The sequence below is a fragment of the Labilithrix luteola genome, from assembly GCF_001263205.1.
GTDB classification, from domain to species: Bacteria; Myxococcota_A; Polyangia; order Polyangiales; family Polyangiaceae; genus Labilithrix; species Labilithrix luteola.
The window spans coordinates 4,938,598-4,964,329 of the sequence record NZ_CP012333.1 but is presented as its reverse complement, the minus strand read 5'-3'; the positions used below and the strand labels follow the sequence as shown (position 1 = coordinate 4,964,329).

Genomic DNA, 25,732 nt, shown 5'->3' with positions numbered 1-25,732 from the left:
CGCGGACCGTGAATTTCGGGCCTCGTCGCTCACGCGCCGATCCGATTCATCGACCGCGAACGGTCCCGCTCTGATCAGAACGACCAGCCCGTCGAGAAGAGGACACGCGGGACGATGTGTGGCGTGAAGTCGAGCGGCAGGCGAGCGGCATCGGACGGGAGGGTGTACGAGAGATAGGTAATGCCGATGCCACCTCCGATGGTGAAGCCGGAGCTCGTCACCATCTGGCCGCCGATGTCGAGTGCCGCACCGAAGGTCTGGTAGGGCACGGCCTCCACCGAGCCTTCCAGCGCGCGCTCGATCCCCTCGACCGACCGCTGCGTCGCGACGCGTGAGAGTGCGTTCGGTTGGAGACGCAGATAGGCGAGCGGCATCATGACGAACGAAGGGCCGATGAAGAAGCCGTCGGCGCCGCTACTGCCCGAGTAAAAACGGTAGCCGAGCTCTCCGCCGAAGGCCGTCGGCGTGTTGTCGGCGAGCTCCGGGCGCGCGGTGATGTCGCGAATCAGAGCGACCGGAAACGTCTGCAAGTAGCCGCTCGCGATGAAGGCGTGATGGCGCAGCGGCACGAACTCGATGTTGCCGCCGTAGCGCGCGCACGCAATGGCGAGTGGATTGATCGTGATCGTGAACCAACGACGTGGTTCGTCACGTCGTGGCGGACTCGTCTGCTCGGGCTTGCCATCGTTCGCATCGGCCATCGCTTCGCGCGCTGTTCCAGCAACGCAAGACGCCATGAACGTAAAAGCGAGCAAAGCTCGAAGCGCATCCGTAGCTCGCGCCATCGAGGGTCGATGGTGCAGTCGACATGCCCCCGCCTACTGCGGCGCGGGTCGTACTTCGAGCTTCCGTGCGCAGTGCTCGTCAGGCCGCGGCGCGATGCGAAAGGAACTGAGCGAATCGCTCGGCCACGTACGCAGCGGCGTCGGCAACGCGCGCCATGTAGCGCTCGTCGGGATCGACGATCTCGATGATCGCCACGCAGCGTCCCCACGCGATCGCTGGTACGGCGATCACCGTGCGCGGTGCGCCCATGCCGTGGAAGCGACGCGGGGCCAGACGCGGAAGCTCGCCGTCCCAGCGCATCGTCACGGGCCGCAGGTTGCAGACGACGGCCGACCCAAGGAAGTCGTCGTCGCTCGACTCGAACGAACCGAGAAGTCCCGGGCTCGTCTGACCCGACGCACCGATCGCGCGGATCTCTCGACGACCGAGATCATGGGCATGCACGACCACCGACCGCGCGAAGAGGGCGCTGGCCAGGACTTCGGCGCACACGCCTGCGGCGTCCGATGCGGTCTCCGCGAAGTTCAGCTCGTACATTCCTTCGAAGAGCATATCCATCGGGTCGAGCAGCGACGGGGCGCGCGGCACGCTCGGCGCGCGAATCGGCGCGGGCCCGCTCGCGATCGGCACGGGAATCGACGAGGGCGGCGGCGGCGTGAAGACGGGCGGCGGTACGAACGCCGGCACCGGGAGCGGAGGAGCCGGCTTCACGGCAGGCACGGTCGGACGACTCGAGACGGGCGGCGCCGGTTTCGTGACGGCTGCGGGCGGAGGCTCTTCCACCATCTCCTCGTCTTCGAGATCGAGCGTGGGGGCGCGATCGCGCGCGATCGGGACCGGCCGCGAGACCGGAGGCGGCATGCTCGACGAGCGAGGAGCGCTCGGAGGAGTCGAGAGAGGAGCGCGCGACGGCGTGGAGACGGGCGGTGCCGCCCTTTCGGCACGCGCGGTCGGTCGAGGAATCCCAGGACGCGGAACACTCGGCACGCCGCGCACGGAGGCAAGCGAGGCAGGCGAGGCAGGCGAGGCAGGCGAGGCAGGCGCTGCGGGTGCCGAGGGACGAGCCTTGCCTTCCGTGTCTGCGCTCATGAAGAGCACTCCAGCAAGGGACGTTCCGTCCGCAATCCGTTGCCGCCGATCACGAATTCGTCGTGATTTCAGCCATGCCGTTGGCGAGCTCACATCGCCTCTCATGGATCGACGTGGGCTCGCTGCGGCCTTCCGGCATCACGTTCAATGCGGCTCGGCCTCCGCCGAGTCCTCTTGGACCTCCGTGGACTCCGTCCAGCGAAGCTGGACTCCGTGCACTCCGGTTCATGGCGTGCCGATGGCGAGCTCGATCGGACCATGCACGGTGCGATTGAGCGTGAGCCAAAGCTCGCGCTGGCCCTCGTTCGTGACCACCGAGGGGAAGAAGTCGACGTCCTTCCCGAGGGTCTGCGTGCCAAGGCGCATCGCCTGCGGAACCGCAGCCGTCCAATTGCGGATGCGGAACATGGGGCGCACGAGATCCTGATCATTCGTGCTCATCGTGAAGCGCACCGCACTCGCCGACGATGCCACGAGCTCGAAGACGCCGTAGACGTGATCCCATCCCGCCGGAGCGAAGGACTCGTTCACGAGCGCGGCGCCGCCGAATCCCTTGGGACCGCTCGTGACCACCGTGCCCTCGACAGCGCTGAGAACGACGTCGAGCGAACGCGCGACCTGATCGACCTCGGCGCTGGTCACGCCCTTCGCGCCCAGCACCACGCGGACGGTGCGGAGCGTGTACGGATATCCGCTCGACGTTTTGTCGTCACCGTAGGCGGAGTACGAGGTCTGTCCCGTCGAGCCCATCGGCGTGCTCCACGCGATGCGCTTGCCGTTCGGGTCGAAGGGAAGCTCGAACTGGTTGAGCTGATAGGTCCAGTTCCAGTCGACGGGCATCGTCTGCGAGGTGGGCGTGCCGGCCGTGATCAGCCTGTTCGCGCTGGTGTGGCCCCAGTTCGGATAGAGCCACCCCTGCCCGGCGTCCTTGTGTTGCCAGTCCCAGGTCTGCGCCGCGCCCATCTCGGCATTCTGCGGATTGCTCCACATCTGCACGTAGGGCACGCGGTTCGTCTGCGCGTAATCCCAGTTCGACGAGAACGACAGCGACGTCGACGTGGTCTTGAAGCGATAGCGATCGCCCCACCCCACACCCGACGCAGGGCCGTCGACACCGTCGAAGGCGAGCTCGCCGGCCGGTGATCGGTCGTCGCCGAAGAAGCCGTTCGGTCCCATTCCGCTCGTGTCGATCGTGTGCGCCCACGTGACGGCGTCTTGCGCCGTCGAGAAGAGCCAGCGGATGACGATCTTGATGGGCTTGTCTTGCTGAGGGTAGGAAGGTGGCTCGCCCTGCGTGCGGAGAACGTTCCACGAGTACTCGTGCATCGCGTGGTGCGTGCCTACGAACACCTGACGATACGTGCCTGGCGCACGACGGCTCGAGAGCGTGTCGCGATCCTGACCGCCGTTTTGGTGATGGAGCGTGTAGCCGAAGCCCGGGTGCTCGGGCTTGTGGCCGCCCACTGCCGTGAGGGTCGTGCCGTCGCTCTTCACGTACGTGAAGCGCCGGATGTAACCGCCGTAGAGGCCCGCGGGATCGACCGCGTCGTTGCGAACCAGCGCTGCGCTGCGCTCCTTGTTCTGGCTGTCGCGCCAGCGATAGACGTCGCTGAGGTAGCCGCCCACGTTCTGAGCGCCGTCGATCGCGACGCCGGGCCAGGCGACGGGAGGCGGCGAGGCGACTTCGTTCATCCCGAGCGTGACCACGCCCGTCACGGTCTTCTTCAGAATGAACCAGAGCGCCGTGCCATCGCGCGAGACTTCGTAATCGGTGCCCTGCACGAGGGACGTCGTCCCGAGTCTCACCCCCGTCGGATCGTTCGCGAGTGGATAGCCGACGATGCGAAAGACCGGATTCGTGATCGACGTCGACTTCGGATCGAACGTCATCACCACCGCCCCGGAGCTCGCTTCCGTCTGCACGTCGAACGTCGCGTAGAGCGGATCGTAACCGGCGGGCGAATACGCGACCGAATCGGTTCGGCCCGCGCCGCCGGGACCGCTCGTCACCACCGTGCCTCGTGACGCCGTGAGGGTGGCGCCGGTCAAGCTCTCGCTCTGCGCGATCTGCGCGGCGACCGACGCCTTCGGGCCGAGCACCAAGAACACGCCGTAGCTCTCGTACGGCCAGCCGCCGTACGTGCCCGTGTAGCCGTACTTCCACGCCGAGGTCTTGCCGACCGCGCCGTAGTTCATGCCCCAGCCCATGCGCTTCTTCGTGGTGTCGGGCAGGTCGTACTGGTGGAGCAAGAAGGGCCAGTTCCAATTCGCAGGCATCACCTGCCCCGCAGGCGTTCCGCCGTCGACCACACGGTTCGCGCTCGTGTGCCCCCAGTTGCCGTAGAACCAGCCGTAGCCCGCATCGTGACGTGCCGTGCGCTCGCTCTGCACGAGCCCCATCTCGGCATTCTTCGCATCGTTCCATGCGTGCACGTACGGCACGAGGTTCGTGGCGGTGTAATCCCAGGTCGACTGCAACGTGACCGGCGACGACGTGGTGACGAATTTGCGTTGGTCTCCCCAACCGATGCCGTCGACCGTCGTGCCCGACGTGCCGGTGAACTCGAGACCACCGTAAGGCGTCTTCGTGTCGAGCTCGACGACGTCCACACCTGCCGAGGTCGAGTCGTAGGTGATGTCGAAGAGCGGATGGTCGCGGCCCGCCACGAACGTCCACTGGACCGTGGCCTTGACCGGCGTGATCGACCCCGACGAGGTCTTCAAGACGGGGAAGACGTACTGGATGACGGCGTGGTTCGAACCGAGGCTCGTGACTGTTCGCGTGCTTTGCACGTACCTCGAAGAGATCGTGTCGTAGTCGCTCGAGCGCTGCGCGTAGACGAGACCGAAACCAATCTCGCCGGAGCTCGGACCGATGCTCCGCGCGGCAGCGCCCGTGCCATAGGTGAAGGAGCGAAGGTAACCCCCGTACGCGCCCGCCGCGTCGGGGCCGGGAGCGACGAGAAACGCCGTGCGAGTCTGCGCGGCGGTGTCTTTCCAGGTGACGAGGTCGCCGGTGAAGCCGTTCTGTACCGTGCCGGGAGCCAAGGTCAGACCCACGGTGGCTGCCCGAATCTCGCCGCCGGCCGTGGCCGCTGATCCGTTCGAAACGTCCTGATGCGGAATGCCACGAGCGCCCTCTAGCTCCCGAACGACCGTCGAACCTTCCCAGCTTCCCGGGTCGTCCGAAGGAAGGCTCGATGTGGTGCAGGCGACGAGCGCACCGAGCGAAACGAGCATCAGGAACGGACGAACCCGCACACGCACATCCGGCATGAACCCCCTCCAGCAGAGCCCATCGTTTCGAATCCGAATGGCCTTCTACAAGTCTGAAATCCCCGCGCACCGATCGGCCCGCCTGCCTCGGCCCACGCCGAACGACACGTAACGAAATGTAAAGGTCCACGCATTTCAGGGCGTTCGGGCATCCGATGCGTCCATGCCCAAGCCCGTCCGCGACACAGAAAAAGCACGGCGTGCCGCCAAGGATCCCGCGCGCCCCGGCGAAGAGTGCCGCGCCGAGCCGCGCGAGTTCCTTCCCATCGTCGATCGCGCGCGCTGCGAGGGAAAACGCGACTGCATCGACGTGTGTCCGCAAGACGTCTTCGAAGTGCGCCGCATGGACGACCACGACTTCGCGAAGCTCGGGTTCCTCGCCAAGATCAAGAGCCGCGTGCACGGGCGTCTCACCGCGTACACGCCGCGGGCCGACGCGTGCCGGGCCTGCGGGCTTTGCGTGGTCGTCTGCCCCGAACGCGCCATCCGGCTCGAAGCTCGACCGAATATTTAGAGGCGGGAATCGTCCCACCCTTCGCGGGCGTTCTCCGGCGGCAATCGTTGCAGCAGGGGCCCCGATCGGGCGACCCTCGCGGCCGCTCATGAAGAGAGGGATGATGAATCTGCGCGCGTCGGTCACGCTGGCTGGGTTGGTCGGTGTGGTCGTTCTGGGGCAAGCCTGCCGCCGTCACGAGGCTCCCCCCCTCGGCCTGGAAGCCGGGAATCAGGGTCCCCTCACCTTCCCTCCCCCTGACGAGGGTTGGACCGATCGCGCGCCGCTGCCCGACACACTGTCGCGCGCGACGTTGAGCGACGAGAACATCCGCGTGTCGTCGCCCACGTTCGACGCGAAGAACCACTTCGAGGTCGAAGGGCAGACCCTGCGTCTGTACTTCAGCGACGACGTGATCGAAACGAACGGGAAGAAGGCCCCGAACGTCGTCATCTCGCCGGCCGTCAAGGGCAAGACGGTCTGGGAGCACGGCTCGGCGGTCGAATTCCGTGCGGACGCCCCGTTCGATCCCGACGTCGAGTACACCGTCGAGCTGCCTGCCCTGAAAGGTCCGTCGGGACGCACGCTCCAGGCGCTCAAGGCCACGTTCAAGGCCACGCCTGCGATCGAAATCGCCGGAAAGACCATCCACTACATCCCCAAGAAGGGCGAGGCGCGCCCCATCATCGTGACGCCGCGAGGCACGGGCATGCTCGGTGGCTCGCAGGAGGTCACCGTCGTCTACGACCAGGCGGTCGACCTGGCCCTCGCCCAGAAGCTCGTCGAAATGCACGACGACAAGGGCAACAAGATCCCCGCGAGCATCCGACGCTCAACGTCGACTACGTTCGAAGGCGAGAAGGTCGACCCGCGCTTCGTCGTGGTCATGAAGCCGATGGCGGCAAAGGCTCCGGGGACCAAGATCGAGGTCGTCGCCAAGGCCGAGAACGACGACGCCGACAAAGCGATCGCGAACAGCTTCACGATCATCGAGCCCACCAAGTTCGCGGAGCTCCTGTGTCGTGACAAGTCCGAGTGCGAGCTCGAAGGCGACAAGGTCATCAAGCTCCCGCACACCTCGAACGTGCGCGTGAAGTATTCGAACGCGCTCGGCCTTCCCTGGGATGCAGGCAAGAAGTTCGTCCACGTCACGCCCGCGCCGAAGAACCTCTACGTCAGCGGCTACGAAGAGCTCTCCATCTCCGGCAGCTTCGCGCCGTCGACGACGTACTCGGTGCACGTGGATGCGATGCTCGACCAGTACGGTGGAACCGTCGCGCCCCTCGACTTCACGTTCAAGACGAGGCCGCTCTCGGCCAGCGCCACGATGAGCGAGGGCGTGAGCCTGCTCGACGAAGAGTCGGTCAAGGCGTTCACCGTGACCACGCGCAACGTGGAGAAGGGCGAGCTCCGGCTGTGGGCGCTGCCGAAGGGCGATGCCAAAGCCTTCTCCAAGGCGCTCGCCGATGCGCACGCGCAGGCCACGCCCGAGGGCGAATCCATCGTCGTGCCGTTCACGCCGACCCAGAAACGCGACGAGAACGTCGACACGAACCTCGACCTCGCGGGAAAGCTCGAACGCGGGCGCGCCTACGTGGCGAAGGTGAACGTCGTGAAAGCCGTCCCCGACGCCGCGCCGAGCAAGTTCCCCGTCGGGAGCGACGCGAGCCAGCCTTCGATTGCCATTCTTTTCCCTGCGGGCCCGAACGCCATCGGAGCGCACGTGCATCAGGCGGGCGCCAAGGCCGTCGTTCAGGTCTTCGGTCTCGCGAGCGGCACGCCGATGCCCGATGCCAAGGTGTCGATTGGCGACGCTACGACGACGACCGACGCGACCGGCATGGCGGTCCTCGCGGCCCCCGTCGCCGACGGCCACTCGGACGAAACGGTCGTGGCCATCGTCGCGGGCGAAGCCCAGCTCATGATGCCGCTGTCGGGAAGTGGTTCGATCAACGCGTCGGCCCTCTTCTCCGATCTGGCGCCCGTGGGCGACGCTCGAGGCGCGAGCGCAAGTGATCTGGTCGGCATGCTCGTCACCGATCGCGGCGTCTACCGCCCTGGCTCGAAGGTGCTCGTCAAAGCCTTCGTGCGCAAACAGGAGAACGCCGCCATCAAGGCCGCGCCGAACACGAAGGTGCGCCTGCGCGTCGTCGACCCCACCGACACGAACACGCTCGACGAAGTCGTGCAGACGAACGCGCGCGGCTGGGTGAACCGCGAGGTCGTCACCGACAAGAGCTGGCATACGGGCCGCTATCGCGTGCGCCTCGAGCTCGATGACGAGCAGCACACGCTCCTCGCCGACGAGATGATTCGCGTCTCGGACTTCGAAGCGCCCAAATTCAAGGTCGACGTCGACGCCCAGGACGAGGCCTCACCCGAGAAGATCAAGGCGCGCGTCTCCGGCCGCTATCTCTTCGGCGCACCGATGAGCGGCGCGCGCGTGAACTGGACGATTCGCAAGAACAAGATCGCCGTGAACGGCGGTGCCTTCGCCGATGCCGGGCTCGTCTTCGATCGGGAGTACAGCTACTGGGAAGATCGCGCGTCGGACGAGACGCTCCGCCCCATGACCGGCGAAGGGCAGCTCGACGCCGACGGCGCACTTCTCGTGGACGCCGAGACGGGACCACTCGCCGACGGTCCGACCGAGCTGATCCTCGAGGCCGACGTCACCGACACGTCCAACCGGCACGTCGCCGGACAACTGCGCGCCGTCAAAGATCCCTTCCAGCGTCATGCTGGCCTCAAACTGAGTCGTCGCTTCGGTGAAGCCGGTCAGCCCCTGCGCGTCGACCTCGGCGTCGTGGATCGGAGCGGAGCAGCCGTGGCCGGCAGCAAGGTAGTCGCTCGCATCGAACGACTCACCTGGACGCGAACGGCCGAGAAAGCCGAGAGCGGCGCGATCGTCGAGCGCTGGCAGAACGTTGCCACCACCGTGGGCCAGTGCGACGTGGTCAGCGCGAAGACGGCGGCGAGCTGCGAGCTGCCCGTGGTGAAGGGCGGGAGCTACCGCGTCACCGCGAACGTCGACGACCGTGACGACTCGAGCGTCTCCTTCTGGGCCTACGGAAACTGGGGAGGCAGCGAGCGCGACGCCGTCCCCTCGAGCGGCAAGAAGGTTCCGCTCGTCCTCGACAAGGCCAAGTACAAGGCCGGCGAGACCGCGAAGCTGCTCGCGCAGAGTCCCTACGAGAAGGCCACGGCGCTGCTCACGGTCGAGCAAGGCGGGATCCTGCATCAGGAGAGCAAGGTCGTGACCGGACCGAGCGTCACGTTCGACATTCCCGTCACGCCTGCCAACGCGCCGTGGATGAACGCGGCAGTGACCCTCCTTCCGATCGGCACCACCGATGCCGACTACCGCGTCGGCGCCGTGCGCGTTCCCGTGGGGGCCGAGGAAGCCAAGCTCGAAGTGAAGGTCTCGAGCGCCAAGAAGCAGTACGAGGTTCGCGACGACGCCGAGTTGACCATCGAGGTGAGCAAGGGCGGCGTGCCGGTCAAGAACGCCGACGTCACGCTGGCCGTCGTCGACGAAGGCGTGCTCCGCATGACCTCGTTCCACGCCAAAGATCCGGTGACGGCCCTTCGGCAAGGACGCGGCCTCGACTTCCGCATCACCGACAGCCGCGCCGCGCTCCTCAAACGACGCGAGCGCGCGCACGTCGCCGGCGGCGGCGATGGCACCGGCGAAGACGCGCTCGACACGCGCAAGAACTTCGTCGAGACGGCCGCGTGGCTCCCCGATCTGACAACGGATGACAAGGGCCGCGTGGTCACCAAGGTGAAGCTGCCCGACAACCTCACCGAGTTCCGCATGATGGCCGTCGTCGTCGACGACACCGGACGCGGCGGCTCGGCGGAGTCGAGCTTCGTGGTCTCGAAGCCGCTCCTCCTCGATCCGGTCATGCCTCGCTTCGCACTCCGAGGCGACACCTTCGAGGCCGCCGCGATGGTGCACAACAACACCGACGCAGCTGCCTCGGCCAAGGTCACCGTGGCCGGCCAGGTTCGCGACGTCACGGTTCCTCCGCACGGTCACCAGCGCGTGTCCGTACCGATGAACGCCGACAAGCGCGGTACCCGCACCATGCGCTTCGCACTCGAAGTGGGCGGCGTAATGAAGGACAACGTCGAAGTCCCCCTCCGCATCGACGAACCCGGCATCGACGAGCATCCGCAGCTCTCGGGCGTGTTCGGCGAGAAGCAGGAGGTCCACCTCGAGATCCCCGGTGACGCCACCTACGACGACGACGCAGCGCTGAGCATCAAGACGGGCTCCGCCCTCTATCCGGAGCTCGGTCAGCGCCTCGCGTTCCTTCTCGACTACCCGCACGGTTGCGTCGAGCAGACGACCTCGAGCACGCTGCCCCTCCTCGCCGCGCGCACGCTCCTGCCCTGGACCGGCGCGACACCGATGGAAGACGCCGAGCTCCGCAAGCGCATCGAAGTGGGCATCACGCGTCTGTCGACGATGCAGACGGCGGGCGGCGGACTCTCGTACTGGCCGGGCGGCGGAGAGCCGAACGTCTACGGCACCGCCTACGCGATGCGCGCGCTCCTTCGCGCCAAGGAGATCGGCATCGAGAAGCCGAAGCTCGTCGAGCGCACGACGAAGTTCCTCACCGAGGCGCTCGTCTCGGAGAACAACGAAATTCGCCTTTCGATCGCCGAGGTGCTCGCGCAGGCGAAGGCACTGCCGGAAGACTCCGCAGACAGCCTCTTCGACATGCGCGACAAGGTCGACCCGTTCGGGCTCGCCAGCCTCGCCCTCGCCCTCTCGTCACTCCCCAAGCAAGACGATCGCGTGAAGGAGCTTCTCGACATGCTCGAAGCGTCGTTCGACGAGAAGGGCTTGTCCAAGAGGAAGCACGACGAACGCGACTGGTACTACTGGGGGTCCAACGATCGCGATCGCGCGCAGGCGGTGATCGCACTCTCGAAGCTCCGCAAGGACTCGAAGCTCTTGCCGGTGCTCGCCGCGCACCTCTCGCGTGGCCTCGAAAGCTGGACGACGCAGAGCACCGCCTGGTCGCTCCTTGCGCTGGCGGACTTCGTCGGCACGCGGAGCCCGAACGGCGGGGTCGACGTCGACGTGAAGCTCGAAGGTCGCCTCGTCGATACCTATCGTCGGCTCGGCGGCGACAACAAAGAGGTCCGCATTCCCCTCAAGGACCTCGCGGGCAAGAAGGTCACGCTGCTGCTCAAGGGTTCGGCGAGCACGGCCAGCGCCTTCACGATCGAAGCGAAGTACAAGCGTCCACTCGGCGCCGGTGGAACGCGCCTCGCGCGCCACGCCAAGAGCGGCGTCGGCATCCATCGCGCCTACAGCGACGCGAAGGGCAACATCGTCGACCTCGCGAACGTGAAGGCGGGTGACATCGTCCGCGTTGCCCTCCGCATCGAGCTGCCCGAGATGGACAGCTATCGCCGAGGCTACGTGGCCATCACCGATCGCCTTCCGGCAGGCCTCGAAGCCATCGATCCGGACCTGTCGACGACCGCCTTCGTGCCCGACCTCTCGAAGAGGCATCCGTTCTACGACGGTCTTTCGAGCTACGGGGCGCCCGCCAGCCACGTCGATCTGCGCGACGACAAAGTGCAGCTCTACTTCGACCGCGTCTACGGCGACCATCCGCTCTATGCGACGTACCTCACGCGCGCCACGACGCCCGGCAAGTTCACGCTTCCACCGGCGGCCGGCGAGATGATGTACGAGCCGGACAGCACGGGCTACAGCGATGCCGGGAGCGTGAACGTCAAGTGACGCGCTTTCCGCGGCTCGAACGACTCGCGCGCAAGAGGAGCGTCCAGGCGCTCCTCGCCTGCGTGCTCGTCGGTTGGCTGGCGTGGCGCGGTTTCCGCTGGCACGTGGGCTCACCCGCCGACGAGCTCTCGAACACGGGCTGGACGCAGGCCTCGCGCGTCCTCGCACGCGACGGTCGGCTGCTCGGGGAGCGCCCCTCGAGCGAAGGTCTCTACGGCGTGCAGACGAAGCTCGACGACGTGAGCCCGCGCCTGGTCAGCGCGACGATCGCCAGCGAGGACAAGCGCTTCTTCGATCACGACGGCATCGATCGCCTTGCCGTCGCGCGGGCCGCCCTGAGCGATCTCAGGCACCTGCACGTGGTGTCGGGCGGCAGCACCATCACCACGCAGCTCGTCAAACGGCTCGATCATCAGGGGCGCCCGAGACCCCGCACGGTCGCGACCAAGCTCGTCGAGATGGCGCGCGCGCAGAACCTCGAAAGCACGACGAGCAAGCGCGCGCTCCTCGAGGCGTACCTCAATCGACTCGACTACGGGCGTGGCTTGGCCGGGCCCGAGGCCGCGGCGCAAGGGTACTTCGGCGTGCCCGCGCGCGATCTGTCGCTCGCGCAAGCGGCCCTACTCGCCGTGTTGCCGCGTGCTCCGAGTGCGCTCGATCCGCATCGGCACCGCGAGCGCGCGGTGGTTCGCCAACGAGCACTCCTTACGGAGATGAACCGGCGCGGGCTCGTCTCGTCGGAGGATCTCGATCGGGCGCTGAGCGAGCCGCTCCTCCTGCGCGATCCCAAGCTGCCGAGACCGTTCGTCGCGCCACACGTGGTGCTGGCCAATGCGCGTCGGGTACCGGCCGGCGAAATCCGAACCACACTCGATTTCGCGTTGCAGAAGGACGTGGAGGCCATGGTGCGCGCGCACGTGCCTCGCCTCGAGCAACGCGGCGCGAGCACGGCGGCGGTGGTAGTGGTGGACAACGCGACCGGTGAGCTGCTGGCCGAAGTGGGCAGCGCGGCATTCGGTGATCCGAAGATCGCCGGCGCGGTCGACATCGTTCGCGCCCGCCGCCAACCCGGTTCGACGCTCAAACCTTTCGTCTATGCGCGCGCGTTCGAACGCGGCACGTCACCGATGGAAATGCTCGCCGACGTGCCGACCGAGTTCGGTGACGCCCGCGGGCATGCGTACGCGCCCGACAACTTCGACGGCACCTTCCTCGGCCCGATCTCCGCACGCGAGGCGCTCGCCGGAAGCCTCAACGTTCCCGCCGTACGGCTCGCCGCCGATCTCGGAGCGACCGAGCTCGTCTCGACACTGCGCGCCTCGGGCCTCTCGCTCCCCCTCGGCGCCGAGCGCTACGGCCTTTCCATCGCGCTCGGCAGCGGCGAGGTCACGCCGCTCGAGCTCGCCGAGGCTTACGCCACACTCGCCCGTGGTGGTGAGCACGTCGCTCTCCACGAACGCCAAGGGCAGGCGGCACCGACGACGCGCGTGTTCGACGCCGCCGCCGTGGCCTCCATCTCCGACGCGCTCTCCGATCCATTGGCCCGCGTGCGTGGTCTGCGGACACGCGGCCCCTTCGAGTTCAACTACCCCGTGGCACTGAAGACGGGCACGAGCACTGCCTATCGTGACGCCTGGACGGCCGGATACACGCACGAGCGCACGGTCGTCGTGTGGGTCGGCAATGCGGACGGCTCGGCGACGCGAAAGCTCACCGGAGCGGTTGGGGCTGGGCCGCTCTTCTTCGACGTGATGAAGCGCGCGATGAACGACGTCGCGGTGCGAGCGCCGCTCTCGGAGCCGGGTCTCCTCGAAGACGCCGAAGTCTGTGCCCTCTCCGGTCACCGCGCCGGCGCGGCGTGTCCGGACCGCGTTCATCGCATGTTTGCGCGCGGGCATACCCCGGCACATGCATGCACAGTACACCAAATGACTGTCGCGCGCTCGGCGCCTTCGAACGAGCCTGCCTACCGTTGCGACGCGGGGGGCACCGTGCCCGTCGTCGTGCTGCCCGAGACCTTCGGGCGTTGGCTCTCGGAGAGACCTCTCGGCGCGCCCGGCTCCGATCCTCACGGCATTCCGTGGTTCCTCGCCTCGCGCGTTCCGAACTGCGTGGCCCCGGGTTCGGAAGAGCCGCGCATCGTGGTCGTCGAGCCTCGTGACGGCGCCGTTCTATCGGCGGAGCGTGGTGCGCGCAGCGCTTCGGACGCGCTCGACGTCGCGGTGGAGACACGCGGGATGCCGGCCGGAGAGCCCCTCGAGGTGCTCGTCGACGGCCGACTCGCGATGCGCCTCGACACGGCCTATCGCGCGCGCGTCCCGGTGGGCCGAGGGGACCACTTGCTCGAAGTGCGTCCCGTCGATGCCCGCCGGGGCGTCCTACTCGGACGCGCGCAGATCAGCGTGCGCTGACCGAATCAATGCCACGCATTCGCGGTACGAACGGGCTGGTTCGTGCGGTCGTGCTCGGCGACGAGGGCCGTCGACTGCGTCACGCAGCGGACGCACGACGGGAAGTTCGAACCGTGGTCGCACGTGATGATCGTGGCCGTGGCCGGCGGCTGGAAGTCCGCTTCGTCGAGGTGACGACCGCACGCGATGCAGTGGATGTGGCCGTGGTTGTGGCGAGCCGGTTGCGCAGGACGCGCAGGACCAAGAGCCTTGCGTTCGCGCTTCGTCAGTTGGGGCTTTCGCTTCATTGCGGCGCCAGGATACGCCGAAGCGCCGCGTCTGGCGCGTCAAGTTGCGAATGCTCGGCTATCGGGGAAGCGCAGCGGCTGGGATTCCGGTCGACACGACGGGCTTCTGCTCGCCCGTCTCCCAGGGAATGGCCGGCCACCAATGCTCGGGCGCCGGCGGAGCGTCGGGTTCGAACGACTGGCCGGGCCGCGGCGTCACCACGGTCGAGCCCGATCGCGCGGCGGCAGCGAGCGTGCGCTCCACGGGCTCGGTCCACCCGTGATAGGCGAGCTCGAGCAGCCCCCAGTGGATGGGGAGCATGAGGCGGCCGCGCACCATGCGATGAGCCATCACCGCTTGCTCGGGTCCGAGGTGCCAATCGGGCCAGGTCGGATGGTACTGACCCGTTTCGATCATGGTGAGGTCGAACGGACCGAGCTTCGAGCCGATCTCGTTCATCGCCGGGAAGAGTCCCGTGTCACCGGAGAAGTAGACGCGGTGCTTGCTTCCCACGAAGGCATAGCCGGCCCAGAGCGTCGCGTCCTTGTCGATGACGGAACGCCCCGACGCATGACGTGCAGGCGTCGCGACGATCGAAAGGTCGCCGATGGGCGTCGACTCCCACCAATCGAGCTCCACGATGCGCGATTCGGGAATCCCCCAGTAGGCCAGGTGCGCACCGACGCCGAGCGGCACGATGAACTTCGTGTCCCAGGCCTTCATCGCGGAGAGCGTGGGGTAGTCGCAATGATCGTAGTGATCGTGCGATACGACGACGGCATCGATCCGAGGAAGCTCGGCGAGCGACACGAGCGGCGAGAACCATCGCGTGGGGCCGATGCCGTCGACCGGCGAAACACGCTCGCTCCACACCGGATCGGTGAGCACCCGATGACCGTCGATCTCGACGAGCGTGGTCGAGTGTCCGAGCCAAGTGACGCGCAACCCCGAAGCCGGCGCCGTCGCGAACGTCTTGGGATCGACGGTGCTCGTGGGCATCGGCCCCACCGGACGACGCGGCGGACTCGGATCACGCATGGAGGCGAGCGATCCCCAGAGATCGTTCTGGAGCGGCTCGGGGTTTTCGAAATGGCCGTCTTTCCAGTGCGGTGAGTGCATCATGCGCTCGCGACGAGCGCCCGTGGCGCGGTGGCCGAAGGCCGTCCAGCCGTCGACCACGGCGAGCAGAATGGCCAGCACGAACGCCATGCCAGTCCACGCGAGGACCTTGCGGAGCACGCGCCCGATCTTCGCCATCACGGCTTGCCCGAGAGCGGCGCACAGAGAGCACGCGCAGCAACGCCGAAACGCTCGGCGAAGTCCTGCCGCGAGGCAGCGAGATACTTCAAACCGCGCGCCGTGGCGTGGAGAACATCGGCGAGCTGCCTGGCGGAGAGGCCCACGCCCTTGTATTCGGCAACGAGCCCGCTCGAACGAATCGCCTTGGTGACGGCTTCGATGAAGCGCTCCTCGTAGTCGCTCAGCATCGAGCCGACGAGCTCCTTGCTCGCCTCCGCAATGTCCGAGGCACCTGCACCGAACACGCCCACGTACTTGCCGGTCCACGCATCGAACGCGCCCGCGAGCCGAGCCTCGAGCGACTGATCGGACTTCGCGAGCGCCTCCGTCGCGCCTTCGAGCGAGTCGTTCAGCATGGTCTGCACGCCTTCGCGGAAGAGATCTTCCTTCGTCGCGAAATAGAGATAGAGGCCCTGTCGCGAGACCCCCGCGGCGCGTGCGACCTCATCCATGGAGGTCTTGCGAAAGCCGTAGCGCGCGAAGACGCCAATCGCGGCCTCGAGGAGCTTCCGCTTCCGCGCCTGATCTCCCGCGTTGGACCCGTTTGTCACGTTGGACCAACTTGACAGCCCTAGACCATGTTGTCAAGTTGGCCCCGCCGACGCGAAAGGACGACGCGAATGAAGGTCATTGTCTTCGGGGCCACCGGCATGGTCGGCCAGGGCGTGCTGCGCGAATGCTTGCTCGACCCGGGCATCACCCAGGTCCTCGTGGTGGGTCGAAGCTCGACGGGACGGACAGATGCGAAGCTCCGCGAGATCGTCGTACCGAACGTCGGCGATCTATCGGGCATCGAAGGCGAGCTGACGGGCCTCGACGCGTGCTTCTTCTGCGTTGGCGTCTCCTCGGCCGGCATGAGCGAAGAGGCCTACCGGCGCGTCACCTACGACCTCGCCGTATCGGTGGCGACAACACTCGTGAAGACCAGCCCGCAGATGACCTTCGTCTTCGTGTCGGGTGGCAGCACGGACAGCACGGAGAAGGGCCCCACGATGTGGGCGCGTGTGAAGGGAGCGACGGAGAACGCCATCCTGGCCCTTCCCTTCGCCGCGTCGTACGCCGTTCGCCCCGGGTTCATCCAGCCCCTCCACGGCATCACGTCGAAGACGAAGCTCTATCGGATTCTCTATGCGGTCCTCGCGCCGTTCACGCCGCTGCTCGCGGCCATCGTGCCCGACATGGTGACCAACACCGAGCGCGTAGGCCGGGCGATGATCCGCCTCGCACGCGAGGGGGCGGACAAGCGTGTGCTGGAAAACAAGGACCTCGACGCTCTCGGGCGGCTCGAGCGCGTTCCTTCGATCCCGAAGGTCTGATTCGCCGGGAACTTTCGCCGTCGGCCGTTGACCAAGCCGTCCATGCTCGGTCCGGTCATCGGTCCTCGGCTTCGCCTGGCCTTCGCCGCCCTCCGTTGGCGACTCGTGGAGATCGGGGGTGACGTGCCGGTACGCTTCTTCGTGATCGTGCTCGGCGTGGTGCTCTCCTGCCGCGTTGCGATCGGCTGGGCGCGTCACGTCGCCAGCGCGCCGGAAACCACGTCGGGGATCGCGCCTTAGATCGCGTGACGCTCGCGCAAGGTCGTGCGGGATCGAAGCCGCGCGCGTTCCAGCCAAGAGCTGTCGCGCCACACGCTCAGAAGTCCCCATGTCGCGTAGAGAACGTGGCCTGCGATCGCGACAAGGACGCATCCGATGTCAGCGCCGTCCGACAACGTCATGACCGCGAGAAGCGAGCCGGCGTAGAGCGCGAACAGCGAGAGCAGTGCGCGTAGCCGCCTGACCTTGGACGTCGACTCCCAGACCTCCCAGGCGCTGACGCTGACGGAGGCGCGGGTCGGCGAACGGGTCGGCGCGAAGCCAGTCGGAAGTGCTTGGCTCATGATGCAACGAGCCTCGATGCACGCCGTGAGCCACGCGCCACAGAACAGCGAACGGCGGACTTTGCGCGGCGTTTAGAGAGGTTGGCCGCACCGCGAGCGGCGCCCGGGTGAGGCGGACATCAATCGCTGGTGGATCGAGCCAAACCCACACTCGCGCACATGCGACTGCGCTGGCGTCGTACAGCAAAGGCGAGTCCGAGCGCAAGCCCTACCGCGCAGATGGCTCCGCTCCGGCCCGATCCGTTCGCCCCCATCGGGCCGCCGACGGCACATCCGCCCTCGGACGGCGGGGTGTCGACCTCGCACTTGGTCGAGAAACCGTGTCGTGGGGTGGGATCACACGCGCCGGCGGTGAAGGTTCCTCCGGAGACGGTGCTGGCGACCGCACGGGTCGTCTCGGTCGGATAGATGTCGCAGATGCCTTCGATGTCATCCGGCGACAAGTGACGCAGGGTGAGCGTGCCCGGTTTGTAGCTCGCGTACATCGTCGACTTGGTGTCGGTGGCGTGGGCGAGGCCGAAGAAGTGGCCGGCCTCGTGCGTGACGACGCTGAGGAGGTCGTAGCCGTTCGGCGGAACCGTGTCCGAGATGGTGAGGTTCTTGCCCGTGTCGTTGATCTCCATGTCCGCGTCGTAGAGCTCGCCGGTCTCTTCGTTGAAGGTGACCGTCGTGAGGCCGAGCGTGTTGTTGGGATCGCTGTAGGGCCACTCCGTATCGCGGAACACGATGACGTTCTGATTGGCGGCGTACTTGTTGTACTTGACGACGTCGCAGTCGACGGGCCCGAGGTTCGAGGCTTGGATGCCCACGGCGGCGCGCGATGCTGGGCACGTCACCGAGGTCCACGACGCAAATGCCTGATCGATGATCGGCGTGACGGCAGCGAGCGGCAAATTCGCCGACGCGGCACGATTCACGCTGTAGCCGACGCACGCGTTGCCCCAGAAGAGCGGCAGGCCGTCGGTGTAACAGCCCTGCAACGGGCTGTAGTCGGGCGGGAGATCCTTCGTGACGGTGCGGCAGAACGCGTGGGCGGGAGCCGGCGCGAACGCCAGAAGGCCCGCCATGATCCCCGTCGCGAGCGAGCTCGAGCCCATGAACGAAGCCAAGCGGGATCGCCGCGCGTGCGCGCGACGAAGCAAGTCGATCATGCCTTCACGGTAGCACGCGACGGCACGGCTTCATCGAGCGACGTGCGCCGCCAACGGAGGGACCGGCTCGAGAACGTGGACGAGCGCAAGCGTTCCGAACATCCCGAGGAGCAACGCGAAAACCGTGAGCGCGATCCCCCTACCCACCGCCCTCGAGTCGGCCGCACGCAGCGCGGCCTCGTAGAGCGAGATGTCGGCAGACAGGCGCAATCGCGCGAGCTCGAGGTCCTGCTTGAGTCGGCGTCGACGACGCAGCACGCGCCACGCATAGGCCGGCGTCGAGAACAGATCGGCCGGCGGCTCGCCGAAGCCCGCGAACGCGACCACGGCCGCGCGCGCATCGACCGCGACGTCACTCGAGGCACGACGCACCGGCATGGGCGGCGCAGGAACGGGCCACGGCGGCTTCGGTGGAATCAAAACCTCGCGCGAGGAGTGTCGTCGCGGCGGCGGCGGCGTCGCGCGGCGCGTGACCGGATCGTAGCTCGCGAGGTCGAGCGGCCTAAGGCTGTCGCGCGCGCGCTCGAAATGGAGCTCTTCATCGAGCATGCGGCCCGACGGAGGTGGGCGCGGCACGTCCACCTTCGGCATCTGCACCGTGGCATACCGAGTCTTCGGGGCATTCGGTCCGCCTGCGTACGGGGCGCGCACGGGCGTGCCATCCACATTCCTCACGCGATACTCGCCCGACATCGCCACGCGATCATCGAGCTTTTCGCGCTCCTCGGGATGGTGCGGAGAGGCCGCCGAAGCACCGCCGGTTCCGCCGATTCCGCCGATTCCCAATGCCGTCGAGCGTCGAACCATGAGATTCGACGATCAGAACGGCGCCGCGCGCGAGACCTTGAACGAAAAGAACGACGCGGTCTGGACCTCAGCCGCGTTTCGACGCGAACACCTCGCCGTAAGCCTCTTCGTCGAATCCGACGAGCACGCGCTTGCCGGCGACGACGACGGGCCGCTTCACGAGCTTGCCGTCCTTGGTGAGCCAGCGGACGATCTCGTCGTCCTCGGCGGCCGCCACCTTCTCCTTGTCCATCGCCCGGTAGCTCTGGCCGCTCGTATTGAGCCACTTGCGCGCGGGCTTGCCGCTCTGGGGGATCCAGGTTCCGAGCTCGGACGCCGTCGGCGGCTCGTCGACGATGGGGCGAACCTCGACCTCGACGTCGTGATCCGCGAGCCACTTCAGCGCCTTCTTGCAGGTCGAGCAGCCAGAATAGGAGAGGACGAGGGCGGAGCGAGCCATGCCTCGTGCTCTAACACGTCCGGCTAGACGAGTCGGTTGACGATCGCGCCCTCGTTCGCCTATGGCCGCAGTCATGCGCAGGGTCCGCCGCGCAGTGCTCGCGCTCGCGGTCGCCGGAATGGTCACCGCTGCAATCGGTGGCGTGGTCTGGCGAAGACGCAACACGCCGAGCCGACGCCTTTACGTTCCTTCCGCCGCAGGCGGAGCGGCACCCGAGACGAGCGACGCGGGCAACGAGCTCGTCGAAGACGGACGCACCTATGCCGTCTCCACGTTCTCGTTCGCCCTCGAGAACTACGACGTGCGCATCGAGGATGCCGGCATGAGCACCGCGTTCGATGCCATCTTGGAGCGCACCGGCGCCGATCTCGTGGTGAACGCGGGCTTCTTCGACACGGCAGCGCGGCCGCTCGGCTACGCCGTGTCCGAAGGCGCGGTCCTCTCGAAGCACGTCAAGAATCTCTCGGGCGGCGTCGTCACGATCGACGGGGACGTGGCTCGGCTGTGGGACGCCGAAACCTACGAGCCGAACGAAGGGACGCACTTCGCCATCCAGTGCCGACCGCGGCTCGTGGTCGACCGCGCGCCGAACGTGCGTCGTGACGACGGCAAGCGTTCCGAGCGCACCGCACTCTGCTTGCGCGATGGCGGCCGCACCGTCGACGTGGTCCTCGTGCGCGGCGGCCCCACCGAGGCAACCGGGCCATCCCTCTACGCGCTCGGCCGATTCCTCGCGCAGCGCGGGTGCGAAGACGCTCTCAACCTCGACGGCGGACCTTCGACCGGCGTGGCCTATCGCGAGGGGGACGAGGTGAAGCTCGTCCCACCTCGCGGCGGCGTTCGGCAGGTGTTGGTCTTCAAACGACGATGACGGCGCTCAGTGGTGGAGTGTGCCGAGGCTTCTCCGAAGCGCGGTCGCATCGCCGGAAAGCGCGAACGTCACGAGATCGCGCGTCACCGGTCTCGACATGACGACGTGCAGCGTCGTCGGGCTCGGCGTCCGGAGGGCGTCGGCAAGGATGTGATCGGTGGTAGCGAGTGCCTCGAGAGACGCACGTAGATCACCGGAGAGCAGGAACGCAGCCCGCGCTTCGGTACGCGCAACGGCATCGGCGAACTCGACGTCGGAGACGAGACGCGCGCCGTCGAGCGACGGTTCGAGCTCTTCCAGCGTCCGCCGGCGACGTCGATCGATCGCGCGCCGGACACGCAGCTCGTAGTCGGCCACGAGCGGTTCGATTCGCTCGGGCGGTGTCGCTCCGAACGCGGGAGCAACCTGTCGACCGAGCGCGACGAGGATCGCGAGCACGTCGTGAATGTCGAGTGCACCGACCCACGGAACGGCGAGCGCGACGCGGACGAGCGGACGCGCGAGCGCCGCCACGGCATACGCCTCGGGCCAATCCGCAATCTGCGCAGGCACGATGATCCACGGCACGTCTTCGGTCGCGAGTGTGGGCGCGGAGATCTGATCCGAGACGGCGATTTCGACGTCGAGGAGATCGAAGCAGCGCGCGACGCGATCGAAGAGCTGCCGGAGCGGGTGAATGGCCTTCGGTTTGATCCGACTCTTGGTGTTGCCGCCCTGCTCGTTCACGCCCACGCGTGCGAGCTTGCCGTAGATGCCGGTGGCGACCTGCGCAACGTCCCAGATGGGATGCGCGCCGAGCGGAGGCGGCATGACGAACGAGCGTAGGGCACGCGCAGGAATGGCTTCGCTGTTCGCGGCCGGCATCATGCGCCGCTGATCGAGTGCAGCGAGTCCGCGCGCATCGAGATCGCCGGCAATCGCGCGAAGCTCGTTGGCGACGACCGCTTGCTGGGTACGGCCCGAGCCTTCGAACGTACTCGCGAGGAGTCGCACGAAGCCCACGTCCACCGGAACGGTGGGACGATCGAGCAGAGGAGAAAGCGCCGCCGCCGCCGTTTCGTGCCGGCCCTTCACGACGAGCGCGCGCGCCAGCGCAAAGCGCGCGGTGTCGCGGTGCGGCTCGATCGTGAGCGCCGCCTCGAGGTGTTCGATGGCGTCGTCGACGCGTCCGAGGCCGAGCTCGAGGTCACCGAGCCCCGCGAGCCAGCCAGCCCCCGGCATCACACCGCCCTCGCGCGCACGCGAGACGGCACGCCCGAACAAGCGTACCGCCGTCGCCGGATCGCCGCCCGAGGCCACCCGCAGGCGCTCGAACATCGAGGGGTCCGGCGAAATGGACGCGGCCTCGACGAGCGCGCCTTCGGCCCCTTCCGCGTCACCGAGCGAACGACGGATATCGGCGAGCTCGAGGAGCGACGAGATTCGATTCGCCCCTTGGGGCTCGGCGACGACGAGGCGCGAGAGCAACGTCGCGCGCTCTTCCGGGGCCACGATACCGGGCAATTTCAGCATCGCCCGGATGGCGCGCGGCTCGTGCGCGTCGATCTCGAGCGCTGCCCGAAGCTCCATCTCGGCGCCCTTCGGATCGTTCTGCACGCGGGCGAGAATGCTTGCGCGGCCGATACGTGCCGTGAGCTTCTCGTCCGACTCGGAGCTCGACACCACGACGCCGGCCAGAGCCTCGAGCGCCTTCTGCCAAGCCCGTTGACCGATGTAGAGCTCGGCGAGCAAGAAGAGGGCTGGAACGTGCGTAGGGGACGCTTGGCGCGAGCACTCGAGCGCCTCGATCGCGAGCAGCGGGTCTTGGAGCTTGTTGCGTGCGACGTCGGCGAGCTCGGACGCCATCGGCACGATCGCTTCTTTGGTGGTGGCCGCGTGAACGCCTTTGCGAAGCGCACGTGCGAGGTCGGGGAATGCTCCGCGCTCGGCCTGGATCTGTGCGAGGCGAGCGGCCACGAGGACGTTCTCGGGATCGGCATCGAGCGCGCGTTCGAGCAAGGTCGCCGCGCTGCGCGTGTCCTTCTCGGCCGCCGAGAGATCGGCCGCGTCTTGCAGGAGTCGCGCGCGCTCCTTGGGGGCAACGACCACGTCGGCGAGCGCCGTCGCGGCACCGATCGCGAGACCGCGATCGCCAATTTCCGCCGCCACACGGGCAAGCAGAATGGCGGCCGACACGCTCATGCGGTCGAGCGTGAGCGCTTCCCCGAGCCACGTGGCCGATTCTCGGAAGGCCCCCGAGAGGCGGCAGAGACGAGCAACCTCGAGAACGAGCATCAGGCGCTCGCTTCGATCGGTAACGCCCTGGAGCCGTCGCTTGCTCGCCTCGAGGGCGAGGTGCACGGCGTGCGGATCGCGGGTTCGAACGCGAGGCCAGGTGCGCCTCACGAGATCGTCGAGGGCCACCGCATCGTCGACGCCCATCGACAAGAGCTGACCCCACGGCTCGAGCTCTTCGCTCTCGGGCAGCGTCCACGCCACCAGCGCGGCCAGACCTCCGAGCGCACGTTTGGCCATCATGCCGTGGCTCGCTTGCGCGCCGAGAGCGAGTGCGTTGGCGAGCTGCGGAGCCGAACCTGCGCGTCGCGCGAGACGTTCGGCCGTACGCAGCGTGGCGACGTCGTGGGAGGCCGACGCGAGCAGAGGTTCGGCGCTGGCCTTCTCGGGGCGATCGACGTCGAGCAGGCGCACGGCACGGATGAGCGGAGATACGAGCTCCTCGGGAACGTCGGCGCGTGCGCCGAGCCGGAAGAGCCGCTCACGAATCAACGGCTCGTCGGGCAACGCGTCTTTTGCGCGCAAATAGAGGCGAACGGCTTCGGCATCGCCGCCTTCGCGACTCTCCTCGAGCTCCGCGGCACGCACGAAACGTGCGGCTTTCGTCTCTTCGCGCTTGGCTTCGTCGGCCAGCGTCTCGAGCTCGGCGCGAAGTCGATCGTGATCCCCCGTGGCCTCGAGGGCCGAGAGGCGAGCGTGAGCGAAGGCCGGATCTCCAGCGGCGATATCCCGCACGCTGGCCAGCGCCTCGAGCGCACCTTCGGGCGACGCGAGGCGCTCGGCACGCACTTGCGCCTCGGCGAGCTTGAGCGCGAGGCGAACACTCGGCTTGCTCTCGCGCGACGCGCGGTCGGCGAGCGAGCGGGCCACGAGCTCCCACCGACCACCGCTCGCGTGGAGCGTCGTGACGAGCTCGCCCGCGCGACTTCCGACGCGCGGGCTCGCCAGGAGACTCTCGGCAAGACGCAGCGCCCGCTCCGGCTCGGCATTCGCCATCGCCTCGGCCGCACGGAGGCGCGCTTCGTCACGCGCCCCTTCGTCGACCGCGAGGGCAGCCTCCGCAAGCAACGCCTTGGCGACCTTGACCGGATCGCCAGCGCGCGAAGCCGCCGACGCGAGTCCGGAGATCGCGCTCGAGCGCTTGTCATCGATCGCGAGGACGTCCTCGTAGGCGCGTGCTGCGCGCTCGGCATCACCGGCCACGTCGTCCCAGAGCCACGCGATCTTCTCGAGGTAGTAGAGACGACGCGAGGGGTCCTTGGTGGCGAACGCAGCCTGCTCGTAGAGCGCCACGCGTTCGTTCACGCCGTCGCCCGATGCCGCTTGCCCGAGCCGCTCGGCAAGGGCATCGAAGACGCCCGGCGCGCCAGGTGAAGCCACCCACGCGGCCTGGAGATGACGTGCGGCATCGGCATCGCGTCCGCCTGCGCGCGAGGCCTCGGCGGCGAGGAGGAGTGCACGCGCCTTGCGATCGGGTTCGTCCGCCAGGGCCGACTCGCGCACCCAGAGCACGGAGCGATGTTCGTGACGGCCGGCGGAGACGAGCAGACGATCGAGCTCGGCGAGAAGCGTCGTGTCTTCGCCGTCGAGCACGCGGGCGCGTTCGAGCGCGAGTACCGCGTCTTCGTAGGCGCCTGCGCGTTCGGCGTCGGTGGCGATAGCGCGCAGGGCGAGGAGCTCTTCGCGCGGGTCGGACGTGAACTTGAGCGCCGTCTTACGAACGCGCAGCGCTTCTTCGTGCTTGCCTTCGGCGTCGTAGAGACGCGCCAGCTCGACGGCCACGCGGGCGTCGACGATCGTCGCGGTTGGGGCCCGCCCGTGCGCACGTTCGAGCAGCCGCACGATGCGCGGAGCACTGCCTCCACTCGCAAGGAGCGCGAGGGCGGCGTCCAGCTCGAGACGAGCCGCGCGCGCCGACTCCTTCTCGATGGCCGCTTCGCTTTCGAGCAGCGTTCCGACGCGCGCCGCGTCGCGATGCAAGACCGCGTGGTCGAGCGCCGCTTGACGGACCGGACCGATGCCACTTTGGAGCTCCAACGCGTGATCGAGGGCAGCCGTCGCCGAGGTCACGTCGGCCAAGCGCCGATCGAGCAGCAGCGCGCGCTCCACGTGGAGCCAGGCGGCACTTTCGCGATCGCCCGCCAGACCGGCGAGACGTCCGAAGTGCGCGGCGAGATCGGCGTGCCGTTCGAGTGCATCGAGGGTCGACTCGAGGCCCTGGAGCGCGAACACGTGATCGGGCACGAGCCCGAGCGCTTCGAGATAAGCCGCCGCCGAGTCGCTCGACGGACCGCTCCGCGCTTCGAGCAAGCGTGCCTTCTCGGTGAGGAAGTCCGCGCGAACCGTCGTGCTCTCCGCGTGCGCAGCGAGCTGCTCGACGTGAACGAGCTGTTCGTCGACGCTGGCCCGCCCTGCGTTCAGCATGCGGAGAAGCGCGTGCGCCGAAGGCGCATGCTCCACCGTCGCGGCCGCTTCCTTCGCGGCGGTCATCGCACCATCGCGATCGTCGTCGTCGAGTTTCGACAACGCGAGCTCGAGGCGCGCGCGGAAGAGCCCGACGGCATCCCCCGACGTCGCGAGCTCCGACACGCGTGCACGGAGCAACGCAGCAAGCTCGCTTTCGCCTTCGCGCGGCTCGAACGTCGCGCCGCTGCGGAGGAGCGACGCGGTCGCTGGCGCCTTGATCGTCGCTTGATCGAGGGGCAGCGCCACGACACCGTGCGTGCCCGTGAGCATGGCAATGCTCCGAGCGTTGGCAGCCGCCAAGATCAGTGAGGCTCGCTGTCCCTCGACCGCCTCGATGTCATCGACGAGGTGTTCGGGACCGAGTTCGACGGCTTGCCTACCTGCGCCCAGGGAAGGTCGCGATTCGGACATGGGCAGCAGGGTAACGTCCATGACCGCTCGTGCGCGAGTCGCTTGC

17 protein-coding genes are annotated in these 25,732 nt (G+C 67.6%); 6 read left to right on the top strand and 11 right to left on the bottom strand.

What is annotated here, in order from left to right; genetic code table 11:
• Positions 1-74 precede the first annotated feature (74 nt).
• From AKJ09_RS21970 to AKJ09_RS21960, 3 genes are all read right to left on the bottom strand, one after another.
• The gene (locus AKJ09_RS21970; protein ID WP_205633762.1) at positions 75-701 is read right to left on the bottom strand and encodes a hypothetical protein; all 627 of its coding nucleotides are present in this window, start codon (positions 699-701) and stop codon (positions 75-77) included.
• A 163-nt stretch (positions 702-864) separates the two neighbouring features.
• Positions 865-1,875, bottom strand: a complete 1,011-nt coding sequence (locus AKJ09_RS21965; RefSeq protein WP_146649170.1) for a hypothetical protein — start codon at positions 1,873-1,875, stop codon at positions 865-867.
• Positions 1,876-2,100: 225 nt separating this feature from the next.
• Positions 2,101-5,151, bottom strand: coding sequence for an RHS repeat domain-containing protein (locus AKJ09_RS21960; RefSeq protein WP_146649169.1), 3,051 nt, complete (start codon positions 5,149-5,151; stop codon positions 2,101-2,103).
• Between the two features lie 163 nt (positions 5,152-5,314).
• Here AKJ09_RS21960 and AKJ09_RS21955 point away from each other — a divergent pair, with 163 nt between their 5' ends.
• The 3 genes from AKJ09_RS21955 (at position 5,315) to pbpC (ending at position 13,822) form a co-directional block, all read left to right on the top strand.
• On the top strand, positions 5,315-5,665 hold the full coding sequence (locus AKJ09_RS21955; protein ID WP_146649168.1) for a 4Fe-4S dicluster domain-containing protein: 351 nt from the start codon (positions 5,315-5,317) through the stop codon (positions 5,663-5,665).
• A 100-nt stretch (positions 5,666-5,765) separates the two neighbouring features.
• On the top strand, positions 5,766-11,411 hold the full coding sequence (locus AKJ09_RS21950) for an alpha-2-macroglobulin family protein (protein WP_169927742.1): 5,646 nt from the start codon (positions 5,766-5,768) through the stop codon (positions 11,409-11,411).
• Positions 11,408-13,822: a penicillin-binding protein 1C gene (pbpC, locus tag AKJ09_RS21945; protein ID WP_146649166.1), complete on the top strand. Its 2,415-nt coding sequence runs from the start codon at positions 11,408-11,410 to the stop codon at positions 13,820-13,822. The genes AKJ09_RS21950 and pbpC overlap by 4 nt, the downstream gene beginning before the upstream one ends.
• Before the next feature lie 5 nt (positions 13,823-13,827).
• Here pbpC and AKJ09_RS21940 read toward each other — a convergent pair whose 3' ends face one another.
• Genes AKJ09_RS21940 through AKJ09_RS21930 form a run of 3 tightly spaced genes read right to left on the bottom strand, consistent with a single transcriptional unit; the run spans position 13,828 to position 15,939 of the window.
• A complete protein-coding gene (locus tag AKJ09_RS21940) occupies positions 13,828-14,109 on the bottom strand; it encodes a hypothetical protein (protein WP_146649165.1) in 282 nt (93 codons plus the stop codon).
• Between the two features lie 58 nt (positions 14,110-14,167).
• Positions 14,168-15,346, bottom strand: coding sequence for an MBL fold metallo-hydrolase (locus tag AKJ09_RS21935; protein ID WP_146655613.1), 1,179 nt, complete (start codon positions 15,344-15,346; stop codon positions 14,168-14,170).
• Positions 15,346-15,939, bottom strand: a complete 594-nt coding sequence (locus AKJ09_RS21930; protein ID WP_169927741.1) for a TetR/AcrR family transcriptional regulator — start codon at positions 15,937-15,939, stop codon at positions 15,346-15,348. The genes AKJ09_RS21935 and AKJ09_RS21930 overlap by 1 nt, the downstream gene beginning before the upstream one ends.
• Positions 15,940-16,008: 69 nt before the next feature.
• On the opposite strand from AKJ09_RS21930, the gene AKJ09_RS21925 reads away from it, so the two are divergent.
• Together AKJ09_RS21925 and AKJ09_RS21920 are read left to right on the top strand one after the other, a co-directional pair.
• Positions 16,009-16,704: a Rossmann-fold NAD(P)-binding domain-containing protein gene (locus AKJ09_RS21925; RefSeq protein WP_146649163.1), complete on the top strand. Its 696-nt coding sequence runs from the start codon at positions 16,009-16,011 to the stop codon at positions 16,702-16,704.
• Positions 16,705-16,731: 27 nt separating this feature from the next.
• The gene (locus AKJ09_RS21920; protein ID WP_146649162.1) at positions 16,732-16,944 is read left to right on the top strand and encodes a hypothetical protein; all 213 of its coding nucleotides are present in this window, start codon (positions 16,732-16,734) and stop codon (positions 16,942-16,944) included.
• Here AKJ09_RS21920 and AKJ09_RS21915 read toward each other — a convergent pair.
• The 4 genes from AKJ09_RS21915 to AKJ09_RS21900 form a co-directional block, all read right to left on the bottom strand.
• A complete protein-coding gene (locus AKJ09_RS21915) occupies positions 16,941-17,267 on the bottom strand; it encodes a hypothetical protein (protein WP_146649161.1) in 327 nt (108 codons plus the stop codon). The genes AKJ09_RS21920 and AKJ09_RS21915 overlap by 4 nt on opposite strands.
• Before the next feature lie 119 nt (positions 17,268-17,386).
• Positions 17,387-18,418 (bottom strand): matrixin family metalloprotease, encoded by a 1,032-nt coding sequence (locus AKJ09_RS21910; RefSeq protein ID WP_146649160.1) that lies wholly within the window; start codon positions 18,416-18,418, stop codon positions 17,387-17,389.
• Between the two features lie 30 nt (positions 18,419-18,448).
• Entirely contained in the window at positions 18,449-19,225 is a 777-nt protein-coding gene (locus AKJ09_RS21905) for a hypothetical protein (protein WP_146649159.1), read from the bottom strand.
• A 67-nt stretch (positions 19,226-19,292) separates the two neighbouring features.
• The gene (locus AKJ09_RS21900; RefSeq protein ID WP_146649158.1) at positions 19,293-19,664 is read right to left on the bottom strand and encodes a Spx/MgsR family RNA polymerase-binding regulatory protein; all 372 of its coding nucleotides are present in this window, start codon (positions 19,662-19,664) and stop codon (positions 19,293-19,295) included.
• 73 nt (positions 19,665-19,737) lie between these two features.
• Between AKJ09_RS21900 and AKJ09_RS21895 the strand changes: the two genes are divergently transcribed.
• Positions 19,738-20,535, top strand: coding sequence for a phosphodiester glycosidase family protein (locus AKJ09_RS21895; protein WP_169927740.1), 798 nt, complete (start codon positions 19,738-19,740; stop codon positions 20,533-20,535).
• Between the two features lie 6 nt (positions 20,536-20,541).
• Here the strand turns inward: AKJ09_RS21895 and AKJ09_RS21890 are convergent, their stop codons facing one another.
• Complete coding sequence (locus tag AKJ09_RS21890; protein ID WP_146649156.1) at positions 20,542-25,686, bottom strand: tetratricopeptide repeat protein; 5,145 nt, start codon at positions 25,684-25,686, stop codon at positions 20,542-20,544.
• Positions 25,687-25,732 lie beyond the last annotated feature (46 nt).